The sequence below is a fragment of the Pantoea sp. Tr-811 genome (genome assembly GCF_011752535.1).
Classification (GTDB): Bacteria; Pseudomonadota; Gammaproteobacteria; order Pseudomonadales; family Pseudomonadaceae; genus Aquipseudomonas.
Genome location: NZ_VWXJ01000091.1, coordinates 1 through 218 on the forward strand (window position 1 = coordinate 1; position 218 = coordinate 218).

The 218-nt window shown below is 51.4% G+C and carries 1 rRNA gene; it reads right to left on the reverse strand.

The features are described 5' to 3' along the window. Window positions 1–145: 145 nt before the first annotated feature. Window positions 146–218 (reverse strand): 16S ribosomal RNA (locus tag F3J44_RS29545); the annotation flags it as partial.

Consider the following 218-nt stretch of genomic DNA (forward strand, 5'->3'; position numbering starts at 1 on the left):
TTGAACTGCCGACCTCACCCTTATCAGGGGTGCGCTCTAACCAACTGAGCTACAGACCTATAACAGGGTCGCATCACATCATCGTCTTTTCACAATGAATCAAGCAATTCGTGTGGGAGCTCATCAGCAGGCTGATGTCGTCGATTAAGGAGGTGATCCAGCCGCAGGTTCCCCTACGGCTACCTTGTTACGACTTCACCCCAGTCATGAATCACACC